At 57.3% G+C, this 11,011-nt stretch carries 9 protein-coding genes and 1 pseudogene; 1 reads left to right on the forward strand and 9 read right to left on the reverse strand.

Going from position 1 to position 11,011, the window contains the following annotated elements; translation table 11 throughout:
- Nucleotides 1–1,363: pseudogene (locus ABWQ00_RS15160) on the forward strand (hypothetical protein); the annotation flags it as partial.
- Nucleotides 1,364–1,663: 300 nt separating this feature from the next.
- Here ABWQ00_RS15160 and ABWQ00_RS15165 read toward each other — a convergent pair.
- The 9 genes from ABWQ00_RS15165 to ABWQ00_RS15205 are packed head-to-tail and all read right to left on the reverse strand — an operon-like array spanning nt 1,664 to nt 10,731.
- Nucleotides 1,664–2,011, reverse strand: coding sequence for a cyclic nucleotide-binding domain-containing protein (locus ABWQ00_RS15165; RefSeq protein ID WP_353239497.1), 348 nt, complete (start codon nt 2,009–2,011; stop codon nt 1,664–1,666).
- Nucleotides 2,008–2,496, reverse strand: a complete 489-nt coding sequence (locus ABWQ00_RS15170; protein WP_353239498.1) for a cyclic nucleotide-binding domain-containing protein — start codon at nt 2,494–2,496, stop codon at nt 2,008–2,010. The genes ABWQ00_RS15165 and ABWQ00_RS15170 overlap by 4 nt, the downstream gene beginning before the upstream one ends.
- Nucleotides 2,497–2,514: 18 nt before the next feature.
- Nucleotides 2,515–3,327: a hypothetical protein gene (locus ABWQ00_RS15175; protein ID WP_353239499.1), complete on the reverse strand. Its 813-nt coding sequence runs from the start codon at nt 3,325–3,327 to the stop codon at nt 2,515–2,517.
- 12 nt (nt 3,328–3,339) lie between these two features.
- The gene (locus ABWQ00_RS15180) at nt 3,340–4,494 is read right to left on the reverse strand and encodes an adenylate/guanylate cyclase domain-containing protein (protein WP_353239500.1); all 1,155 of its coding nucleotides are present in this window, start codon (nt 4,492–4,494) and stop codon (nt 3,340–3,342) included.
- Between the two features lie 13 nt (nt 4,495–4,507).
- Complete coding sequence (locus tag ABWQ00_RS15185) at nt 4,508–5,590, reverse strand: protein-glutamate methylesterase/protein-glutamine glutaminase (RefSeq protein WP_353239501.1); 1,083 nt, start codon at nt 5,588–5,590, stop codon at nt 4,508–4,510.
- A 3-nt stretch (nt 5,591–5,593) separates the two neighbouring features.
- Nucleotides 5,594–6,457 carry a CheR family methyltransferase gene (locus ABWQ00_RS15190; protein ID WP_353239502.1) on the reverse strand — a complete coding sequence of 288 codons (864 nt, stop codon included), beginning with the start codon at nt 6,455–6,457 and terminating at the stop codon, nt 5,594–5,596.
- A gap of 11 nt (nt 6,458–6,468) precedes the next feature.
- Entirely contained in the window at nt 6,469–8,121 is a 1,653-nt protein-coding gene (locus ABWQ00_RS15195; RefSeq protein WP_353239503.1) for a methyl-accepting chemotaxis protein, read from the reverse strand.
- Between the two features lie 35 nt (nt 8,122–8,156).
- Nucleotides 8,157–8,666 carry a chemotaxis protein CheW gene (locus ABWQ00_RS15200; RefSeq protein WP_353239504.1) on the reverse strand — a complete coding sequence of 170 codons (510 nt, stop codon included), beginning with the start codon at nt 8,664–8,666 and terminating at the stop codon, nt 8,157–8,159.
- Nucleotides 8,667–8,700: 34 nt separating this feature from the next.
- Complete coding sequence (locus tag ABWQ00_RS15205) at nt 8,701–10,731, reverse strand: chemotaxis protein CheA (RefSeq protein WP_353239505.1); 2,031 nt, start codon at nt 10,729–10,731, stop codon at nt 8,701–8,703.
- Between the last annotated feature and the right edge of the window lie 280 nt (nt 10,732–11,011).

Raw genomic sequence — 11,011 nt, forward strand, 5'->3', positions numbered from 1 at the left:
CATCGACTCCAGCCAGGCGGCTGGGATCACCTCCACCCAGCTCGACAGCTTTGACGCGGCAGATATTGCTGCGCTGGACCCTGCAGCCGTGGGCGGCCTGACGCCCACAGCACTGGCCAGCCTGGACAACACACAACAGGCTGCACTGACCCGCACGCAACTGGGCGCACTGACGTCCACCCAAATGTTTGGCCTGTGGCAAAGCGATGGGGCCGGCAACACCGCCGGCGTTACTAAAACCACCACCGATGCGCTGCAATCATGGAGCGCGGAGCTTGTCAGCTATGCCAGCCCAACAAATGCCCAAGGCACCGCCAACGGCTCCGCGCCCTTGAACCAATACATCGACCGGGTCACGGGCACCGATATCGTCAGTGACGCTGAATTCGATGCCGGCTTCACCATCACCGGCAAGGCCGCCGCAGGGGCGCAAAGCACCATCCGCTTTTATCTGGACAACGACCGCATCAATGGCACAGAAGAAATCGGCACCCAGCTCACCAATGGCAGCAACGGCGTGACTTGGACTTACAACAATACCACCGGCGACTACACCATCACCTTTGCCCCCAACAGCACAGCCCTCAAGCAAGCCACCCACAACACCCATGGCAGCGGCGTGCACAAGCTCTCGGTGGACACCAGCGGCAATGGCGCCCTGGAAGCGGGTGAAGCCAGTCGCCTGTTTCTGGTGGCCAGCGGCACGGCGCAGGCCACAGACACTGGGCAGGTCAGCCAAAACTACTCGGTGCAAGACAAGCCCACCGGCAATGTGTTTGTGTACTTCTATGGCGACCCGGATGGCAATGGCATTGGCTTTTGGACGCTACTGGACAATGGCGACTCGGCGACCATTTTCAATCTGAACACAGCCAACCGCGACGGTGATTCTGGGGGGGATTGGGATTACTACAATACCCCGGGGCTCTCGGGAACAGAGGCCTCGACCAGCAATACCGCGCTGGGTTTTGTCACCGACATTCAGGCGCAGGTCTGGGAATTCCAGATTGCCAAACCATCGGCGTCCACCATGAATTACAACACTGCGCTCAGCACCGCGGGTAACCACACCACCCAGAATTCAAACACCAGCCGGCTGGCGAGCCTGGCGGAGATGATGGCGCTTTACGCCGCCAACTTCGGCGCAGGCGCAAATACGGTGGGTGCGGTGCAACCCATGACGGCCACTTCGTCGACCGGTGTCGGACCTGCGGAAGATAACATTCCGGGCGGCTGGTCCGGCTCCGGCTACTTCTGGACGGCCGCGCCCACGCCTTCGGGCCACGCCTCCGCCAACCTCTTCGGCGGCGACTTGAACGACCACATGGACGCCTACAGCAGCCGCGTCGCGGCGGTGTTGTGAGGTGGTTTTGGCGGCCCGTGGAGCGACTTCGGATTTTGAGTTTTGACATTTGAATTTTTGGGCCTTTTGAATGGGGTGCGGCCTTGGGGCCGCGCCTGCAGCGCCGCGTAGCGGCGAATTTTTCATCGGAAAGGAGCGGGTTTTGCAGTTTCCGTGCCCCGGGTTTTTCTTCGGGAGTGCATTCCGCCGGCCTCTGGCCGGCGCCTCATGGGGGCACTGGTCAAGGCCGGTGCCAAAAGGGGCCTGCAGGGGATGTCGCTGGCGTCTGCCGCGGCGCGCTGTAAAGGAGCGATCCTATGGTCATTTGTGGCGTAAACGATTGGTCATCAACAGTTGCAGCAGCAATGCCCTGAAGACAATTCGACTGTGTGCGCTTTCTTTTTGCAGGATTTGTTGCAAGCCCGTGGCTGTCAGTTCCATGCAGACCGTGGGTTCTTTGGCCCGGGCCGTTGCGCTGCGCACGCCCGCTGTGAGCAGCGCCTGCTCACCAAAGGGTTGCCCCGCATTCAGGGTGACAAACACCTCACCACTTCGGCTGTCGATCAGTTCTACGCAGCCTGATTTGATGATGTAGAGTTTGTCGGCGGGTTGGCCGGCTTCAAAAAGGTGTTCGCCTGTGGCAAATGAAATTTCACTGAAGGTGCTCATTTCAGGCTTTCAGGAACGCTGCTGAGGTTGAGTGTGCGCATGATGGTGCTTCGGTTGATGCCTCTGAGGCCGATATGGCACGTGTTGAGCGTGTTGAATACTTTTTGCGGTATGAGGTTGGCGGTCACAACGGTCAAGGCTTTTGCGCTCATGTTGTGCGGCAGGTTGGCCAAACCCGATGCCAGTCCCAGCACTGCGCCTGGCCCGACTCTGTAAATCCGTCCGTCGGTTCGCAGTTCGATATCGCCTTGCCGAATGATGTAGCCCTGCGTCACGGCTTGCCCCATCTCGAACAGCACTGTCCCTGGTTTGTAAGCGGCCGTGTCCAGTGCCAACTCTTGGATCAGTTGGTAGTAGAGCCTCTCTTCACTGCTCAGGCCATGTTGGTGGTAGGCCTCTCGTGCCTCAATCGAGTCTGGGTGCAAGGTTCCGATGGCTTCGATTTTTTTCAAGTCGATCACAAAGTCGTATTGGGAAGCGGTCATGAGGTCAATCCTGTTGATTTATGGGGTCAGTTGTTGTTGGACTTGCGCTTGAATACCCAAGGCTTTGGCTGCTGGGCTGGAAAAACGCGCGGCGCGCAAAAAATCGGCGCGACCGGCTTTTGTAGACACCCGGCTGTGGCCCACAAAACCCGCGCATTGCCATTCACGCGCCAGTGCATCGCTCAAGCCCGGGCCAAATTCAGACGTTGCGCTGATAAAGATATCCGCTTCATTGAGCAACACTTGAGCCCAAGGGTCCACCCATTCAAAGGCGTGGTCTGCAATGCGTTGGTGGTTCAAGTGAACGCTTTGAACGTCGGTGCCAAGGATCCAACGCTCAATGCGTTGTTTCCAGATTGAAGGCAGTGTTTGTGCAATGTGCTGCACCCCTTGCCATGAGGCACGCTCTATTTGAAATGCAAATTGGTTCACGCCGCCCGGGTGTTTGTAGTCATGCGCTACGGCGGCGGCCAACAAGGCGCTGGACCAGGTTTTGTCGTCGTGTGCTGCATGGGTGGCATGCAGGATGTGCAGCAGGGTGGTCAAGACGATCAATACATCGGCCGTGTGCAGGCGGTTGTGATAGGCCGGCTCTGTGGGGCGCGTGTTGTCTGCAAATTGCTGCTCGATGTCGTGGGCGACGCATTGGGCAAATTGGTTCAGCACGATGGTGTCGTGATCGGTTGCCTGCACAAGCTTCAACGATTGTTGGCAGAGCGTCAAAATGCGGGGCAGGCCATCCCATTGGGCCTGCCAATTCATTCGCAGCAGACGACAAGCTTGGTGCAGGCCTTCAGGCCAGTTGTTGGGGGTCAGGGGCAGTTGGTTCACGGGCGGCTGGGCTTAGGGGACGCGTTGGCCCTGAACAAAGAAGGTTTCCAGATGGCCAATGCCTTTGATGGTGATGGCGCCGCGCTCTTGCAGAACAAATTTGTTGTCGAGTCTTTCAGCCGTTGACGGCGAGATGTGAATCTTGCCGACGGCACCGGTTGATTCCATGCGACTGGCAATGTTGACGGTGTTGCCCCACAGGTCGTAGGTGAACTTGTGCATGCCGATAACGCCCGCCACGACCGGGCCGCTGTTGATGCCCACCCGAATTTGCAGCTGCGTGCCGTGCTGATGGTTGATGCTTTGGAGGGCTGACAGCATGGCAAATGCCACATTCACAACAGCCTGGGCATGGTCCTCTCGGGGCTCGGGAACACCCCCCACCAGCATGTAGCAGTCACCGATGGTTTTGATTTTTTCCACACCCGCATTGCCCACAATGTCGTCAAAAGAAGAAAATATTTCATCGAGCATGTCAACCAGTTTTGCAGCCGACATGCCTTTGGACAGTTCGGTGAAACCGACCAGGTCGGCAAACAGCACCGACACATCCTGGTGCGCGTCGGCGATGCGCTTTTCACCGCCTTTTAGCCGCTGTGAGACCGATTGGGGCAAGATGTTGAGCAGCAGGTTTTCCGTTTTGTTTTGTTCATGCGCCAGTTGTTTGTGCTGTATTTGCAGCTGTTGGCGCTGCATGGTTTCCAGATCGCGCAAGCGTTTTTTTTCAATGGAGGTGGTCAGTCGGGCTTTGAGCAGCACGGGACTGAAGGGTTTGGGCAGGTAGTCTTCTGCGCCCATTTCGATGCAGCGGACGACGTCTTCGATGTCTTGTCCGCCTGAGATCACAATCACCGGAAAGCCGCGCAGTTCGGGCTTGTTTTGCATGTCTGCCAGCACTTCCAAGCCGGTCATTTCGGGCATCTCGACGTCGAGCAGCATCAGGTCAAATGCTTCTTGACTGAGCAGTTGCAGGGCTTCGCGGCCATTGGATGCCAGTTCGATGTGCTCGACGCCCAATTGACGCAGCGATCGGGAGATGCCCATGCGCATCAATTTGCTGTCGTCGACCACCAAAAGCCGGGCGCTTTGGAGCATGTTTTGCGTTTTGGCGGTGTGTGTTTGTGCTGTCTGTGTAAGCTTGTCGAAGGCGTTTGTCGTGTCGTTCATGGGTTGATGCGGCTCATTTGGGGAGTTCGGCCAAGGCTTCCAGCAAGGCCTTGGGCATTTGATCGAGCTTGACCAACTTGTCGACCACGCCCAGATTGACGGCGGCACGGGGCATGCCGTAGACGACGCAACTGTCTTCATGTTCGGCCAAGTTGATCCCCCCCGCTTGGTGTATGGCATGCATGCCCAGGGCACCATCGCTGCCCATGCCGGTGAGCAAGATCGCCAGGGTGCGCGCGCCTGCGGTTTGTGCAGCCGATCTGAACAAAAGATCGACAGCTGGGCGGCAGTGGTGCACTGGCGGGCTTTGGGTGAGGCGGGTGCGGTAGCCGTGCGCGTCGGCCACCACCATGAGGTGGTGGTTGCCGGGTGCAATGAGGCATTCGCCGGGCAAGATGGCTTCGTCGTTGACGGCTTCGCGCACTTCATAAGGGGTCAGTGTGTTCAGGCGCTCGGCCACGGCCTTGGAGAAAAATGCCGGGATGTGCTGCACGACCAAGATGGGCGGCAAACCTTGGGGCAGTGCGGGCAGAAGGCTTCTGAGCGCTTCGACGCCGCCGGTGGAGGCTCCGATCACGATCAATCGGCGGTCTGCGCGTTTGGCATGGCTGGCGGGGTGGCAGACTTGGGCTGGTCTGACCGCTTGTGCGACTGGGGCTTTGGCGTGGTGGCGAATGCGTTGTTTGGCGGCATAAGCTGCTTTGACATGGAATGACAGTTTGGCGGCCAATGCGCCAATCGAGGTGTTGCCGTCGGGTTTGGCCAGAATTTCACTGGCTCCGGCGTCCATGGCCGCGAGCGCGACGTTGGAGCCTTGTTGGGTGAGCGAGCTGATGACCACCACCGCCACAGGCGATCGTTCTGCCTGCATTTGGCGCAAGTAGGTCAGGCCGTCCATGCGGGGCATTTCCATGTCCAGTGTGATCACATCGGGCTGCAGCCGTGCGACTTTGTCCATGGCGATCAAGGGGTCGTTGGCCACGCCGACCACTTCGATCTCGGGGTCCAGGGCCAGTGTTTCTGTGATGGTTTTTCGGACCAAGGCCGAGTCGTCGATCACCAGGACCTTGATGCGTGGTGTTTTGCCCGTCCACATGGTTTATCGCTTTCGCTGGTAAATGCTGTTGCCAAGTGCTTGGAAGGGGTGGGGTGTGCGCAGCAAACTGTCGGAGTGGCCCACGATCAGGTAGCCCCCGGGTTCGAGTACATCGTGCATGCGGTGAATCAGCTCGGCTTGCGATTGGAGATCGAAATAGATCAACACATTGCGACAAAACACCAGATGCTGCGGCTGGGGGATTGCATAGTTTTTGTCAAAAAGGTTCATTCTGTGAAAGTTCACTTTTCTTCGCAGCTCATCTTTGACTTTGCAGCTTTGCGAGAAGGGGCCGCTGCCTTTTTGAAAGTATTTGTGCATCAACGAGGGCTCGGGCAGGCCCAGTCTGTCCATCGGGTACACCGCTTGTCTGGCTTTTTGGATGGCGCGGTTGGAGATGTCGGTTGCGTCAATTTGCCAGCGCAGTCCGCCCGGTTTTTGCGCAGCATATTCACTCAATACGATGGCCAGGCTGAAGGCTTCTTCGCCACTGGAGCTGGCAGCCGACCAGCAGCGCAGAACTTGACCCGCCGTAGGGCTGTGGCGCAAGAGTTCGTTCAGCAATTGCGAAGAGACCTTCTCAAAGTGCACGATTTCCCTAAAAAAATGGGTGTGGTTGGTGGCGATCAGGTCGATCAGGGTGTCCAGCTCTGATTCACGGTGTTGCTGGAGCCAGTGCAGGTAATCGTCCCAAGAGCTCAGACCCAATTCGCGCACCCGTTTGCCCAGCCGACTGGACAACAAGATGAGCTTGTTGGGGGTCAGGTTGATTCGGCTCTGTTGGTGGATCAGGCGGCACAGGTTTTGGTAGGTCTGGTCGGACATCGGTGGGAGTCGATCCAAGCCCCATTGAGTTGTAGCGGTCATGCAGAGCGGGTTCAGAAGTCTTTGAAGTGCTGCTCAGACGTTGGCTCCGGTGCATGCAGTTGTGGTTTGTCGCCGTAGGCCAGGTGATTTTGAGCGTGGGCGCGGTGGGTTTTTGCCGCACTTGCGCTGACGCGCTCGCTGCGTTGTTTTTGGGGCGTGACTTTGGGGGTGGGGCGCGTTGAGGGTGCGCGGTCTTGTCGATGGATACTGAAACCTATCACTTGGATGCCTTGATCGACCAGGTCTTCCGCGCTCATGGCTTGGCTGTGTGTTTGCTCTGCAGCATGGGCGATCTGACTGGCGCTGTCTGCGGTATATTGCGCGACTTTGCTCATTTGATCGATGGCGACGCTGACGTGTTCAATGCCTTGGGCTTGTTCGCGGGCGGCTAAGCTGATTTCGGCGACCAGCGCATCGGTTTGGCCGATCTTGACTTCGATTTGTCCCAAGGATTCGTGGACCCGTTCGAGCGATACAGCGCCCATGCGGCTGTTGCGGATGGAGGCTTCGATTTTTTCGGCCGATTCGTGGGCGGCCATGGCACTGCGCTGGGCCAGGGAGCGCACCTCGTCGGCGACGACGGCAAAGCCCGCACCTGCCTCGCCTGCGCGAGCCGCTTCCACGGCGGCGTTGAGGGCCAGGATGTTGGTTTGGAAGGCGATTTCGTCGATGCTTTTGACGATTTTGGCGACATCGCTGCTGGAGCGTTCGATGTCGGCCATGGCGGTGGTCATGGCCGCCATGCTGCGCACCCCTTCTTGCGCGCTTTCACGGGTTTGCGTGGCCAGTTGTTTGGCTTGCTCGGCGTTTTTGGCGGTGGAGTGAATCATGCTGGACACCTCTTCCAAAGAGGCGCTGGTTTCTTCGATGGCGGCGGCCTGCTCACTGGCACCTTGGGCCAGTTTTTGGCTGGCCTCGGTGAGTTGGCTGGAGGCCATGCGGCTTTGTTCCGTGCCCTTATAGATGTCTAGGGCCATCTGCATCAAGGGTTTGAGGGAGACTTTGTATGCCATGAACAAAATGATCAGAACCAGCACCAGCACGCCCGAAGAAAACAGGGTCACGCTCCAGTTGACTTGGTTCTTGACGGATTCGGCTTTTTCCTTGTTTTGTTCAATGTTTGCGCGGATTTTGGCCAACATGGCCTCATTGGCTTCGCGATGGGCGACAAAGGATTCGGTCATCAAATCGAATGTGGCCACGATCTTGGCCGTATCACCCCCGGTCAGAGCAGGCAAAAATTGGGTTTTGATCAAGTTCAAGTAGCGCTGTACGTGCTTGTCTGTTGTCTCCAGGTCTTTGAGCACTTCAGGTGTGGTCAGTGGGCTGTTGATGTAGCGGTCATAGGCGAGCTTGTACTCTTGCTCAATCCGTGGTGTCTCTGCGATCAGTCGTTTGACGTCTTTGTTTTCGGTGAGGGTGGTCGAGTCCGGGGTTTTGTAGACTTGCACCATGGTTTGCACCACCATGTATTCGGCTTCGATCAAATAAACGTCCGGCGGCATGATCGAGGCCAAGATTTCGTTGTTATGGGTAATGTTTTGGTAAAGGTCCCCGCCGATCTTGATGGGTGCGGTCAAAAAGAAGCTGACCGCTGGAATGCCCACCAAACTGGCCAAAAACAGGAAGACAAAGCCTGTGAGTAATTTTTTGAGGTTCAACATGTGGTGGCTCCCGGTGATGTGCAGTGATGAGTGGTTTAAACGGTTGGGGCAGGGGCAAGGGTTGGCAGAACCAACGGGCCCACAAAGTTGAGCAAACGATTCAAGTCCAACAGGGTTTTCACGGTGTCTTTGCTTTTGGCCATGCCGGTGATGAATCGGTTGTCGATGTCGCTGCCAAAATCGGGTGGCAACTCCAAGTCCAGTGGGTGAAAGTGCGAGACTTCTTCGACGCTGTCCACCACCATGCCCATCAGCTGTGCTTGGCCTTCTGAAGTGTCAAATTGCACGACGACCACGCAGGCCCGTTCTGTGTTGACTGCTTTGGGTAAGCCAAGCCGTTCTCTCAGATCGATCACGGGCACTATTTTTCCGCGCAAATTGATCACGCCTTGAATGAAGGCGGGCATGCGGGGCACAGGCGTGATGGGGCACAGGCGCATGATTTCTCGCACTTTGAGCACGGGTACGCTGTAATACTCGTTGTGCAAGGCAAAGGTGAGGTATTTGCCCGGATCGGGCAAATGGGGGGAGGTCAGTTGGATCATGGTTTGCGCTTGTCTTTTGGGGTTGCGATGCTGGTCAAACCGCTGCGGCGGCCATGGAGGGCAGTTGGCCCATGGCGACCGGATCGATGATCAGCGCCACACGGCCATCGCCGAGGATGGCAGCACCGGACATGCCTTGGTGGTCCTTGAAGGTGTTGCCCAGTGACTTGATGACGACTTCGTGTTTGCCGATCAGACGGTCCACCAAGAGCGCACTTTGCCGGTTGCCCAAATCGACCACGACGACAATGCCGTCGCAGGGGTTGTGGGCCTGGCATGGCACCCCCAATTTGTCGGACAGGCGGATCAAGGGGATCAGCTTGCCGCGCACGCGGATGACTTCTTCGCTGCCTTGCACGGTGAAGACCATGTCCGGTTGTGGCCGCAGCGATTCGCGAATGGTCACCGTGGGCACAAGGAAACGTTCGGTGCCGACCCCCACCAACATGGCGTCGATGATGGCCAGGGTGAGCGGCAAAAAGATGTTGAACGTGGTGCCTTGGCCTGGCACCGAATCGATGTCCACCCGTCCCCGTAGCTTGTTGATGCTGCCACGCACGACGTCCATGCCTACGCCGCGCCCCGAAATTTTGGTCACGTTGTCGGCGGTAGAAAATCCAGGTAAAAAAATCAGGTTGTAGATGTCTTTTTCGCTGGGCTTGCTGTCCGACGGGATGAGGCCGCGTTGATGTGCTGTGTGAAGGATTTTGGCGGCGTCCAGACCTTTGCCATCGTCTCGGATGCAGATCAAGATACCGCCGCCTTGGTGTGATGCTTGCAGGTGGATGTTGCCTTGGGCCGTTTTGCCAAGTGCCATGCGTTGGGTTGGCGTTTCGATGCCGTGGTCGACGGCATTGCGCATCATGTGGAGCAGGGGGTCGGCCAGGTCTTCGACGATTTTGCGGTCCAACTCGGTGTCTTCGCCGCTCAGGTGCAGTTGGATGCTTTTGTTTTGAGCGGTGGACAGGTCGCGCACCAGTCGCTCCATTTTTTGCATGACAGAGCGCAGCGGCACCATGCGCAGCGACATGGCGTTGTGCTGCAATTCGGTGGTGATGCGTGTGAGCTGGCGCAAATCGCGTTCGAGTTCCCTGTCTTTGGATGCTTGCACCGAAGGGTGCTGCACCACCATGGATTGCGCGATCACCAGTTCACCCATCAGTTCCACCAGCGCATCGAGTTTGCCGGTGTCGAGCTTGACAAAAGCGGCCAGGGAATCGGGACGCCGTTTGCTTTTGCTGGGCAGGGGGGCGGCCTGTTCTGTGTCCTTGGCCGCATGCTGGGGTGGGGGCGGGGCGCTGGGTGAGGGGAGGGGGTCGGGTGCATGGGCGGTGCCGACGGGCGGCAACTGTGGGTTTTGCGGCGTTTGTGGTGCTTGCGGATCGCCATTGAGGCAAGCTTGTGCTCGGACCATCAAGGCGGCCGTGGGCACCACAATGGCTTGACCTCGGCCTTCTCCTTTGATCTGCCGATCAATGGCATTGACGTAATGCTGTAGCGCGTCACCACCGGCCAAAATGATGTCGATGACTTCGCGGTTGATGCGCAATTTGTCTTGTCGCGCAGCGTCCAGCAAGGACTCCAACTCGTGCGCCAGGCGCTGGATGGGCTCTATGCCCATAAAACCTGCGCCGCCTTTGAAGGTGTGAAACGCCCTGAAGACTTGGTTCAAGGTGTCTTTGCGCTGGGGATTTTCTTCAAGCGCTAAAACACCTTGCTCGATCTGTTGAAGGAGATCACGCCCCTCGTTGCAAAACTCGTTGAGGAAATCCAAGTCGTCATTCGCTCCCAGTGTGAAACTGGCCTCCTCAGACAGCGGTGTGGACAGCATGACCACGGTCTCTGGTGTCGGTGATGTCTCTGTTGAGCCCATGTACAGGGCGTTGCTCAGTCGCTCAAACTTGCTTTGTAAGTCGTTGATTTCGGAAGGACTCAAACCGATGTGCTGTGAGAGCGCTTGCCGGCACAGGTTCAGCGACCAGTCCAAGTCGCTGCGCGCTTGGGGCAGGGCTTGGGCTGCACCGTCTTGCGCCAAAAGGGAGAGCAGGTCTGTCAATGGTTTCAAGTCCTGCGCTTGCCCAGGAGTCAGAAATGCCATTTCTGTGGCTATTTCTTGCAACAATGATTCTGTTTGAGGTTTGATCATGATTTGCTCAATAATCCTAAAAAATCAAATTAAAAATGATGAAAATTGCAAATTAACGGGAAAAAATATCCGCTATTTGCCGGTGGGCTGATGGGGAGGGGACGGACGATTTCTTGGACGACCTGGAGCCACTCTTGCTTTGAATGAGCGTTACCAAGTCTTGGCTTTGAGCTTGAACAAGGTGCAACTGTTCGAAGGC

The sequence above is a fragment of the Limnohabitans sp. genome, assembly GCF_040400975.1.
Classification (GTDB): Bacteria; Pseudomonadota; Gammaproteobacteria; order Burkholderiales; family Burkholderiaceae_C; genus Limnohabitans_A.

Bases quoted from the DNA above. Each gene is read 5' to 3' on its own strand.
- ABWQ00_RS15185 (WP_353239501.1), bottom strand. From the start codon at position 5,590: ATGTGGACGGGCAAAACACCACGCATCAAGGTCCTGGTGATCGACGAC.
- ABWQ00_RS15195 (WP_353239503.1), bottom strand. From the start codon at position 8,121: ATGTTGAACCTCAAAAAATTACTCACAGGCTTTGTCTTCCTGTTTTTG.
- ABWQ00_RS15190 (WP_353239502.1), bottom strand. From the start codon at position 6,457: ATGACCGCTACAACTCAATGGGGCTTGGATCGACTCCCACCGATGTCC.
- ABWQ00_RS15180 (WP_353239500.1), bottom strand. From the start codon at position 4,494: ATGAACGACACGACAAACGCCTTCGACAAGCTTACACAGACAGCACAA.
- ABWQ00_RS15170 (WP_353239498.1), bottom strand. From the start codon at position 2,496: ATGACCGCTTCCCAATACGACTTTGTGATCGACTTGAAAAAAATCGAA.
- ABWQ00_RS15165 (WP_353239497.1), bottom strand. From the start codon at position 2,011: ATGAGCACCTTCAGTGAAATTTCATTTGCCACAGGCGAACACCTTTTT.
- ABWQ00_RS15200 (WP_353239504.1), bottom strand. From the start codon at position 8,666: ATGATCCAACTGACCTCCCCCCATTTGCCCGATCCGGGCAAATACCTC.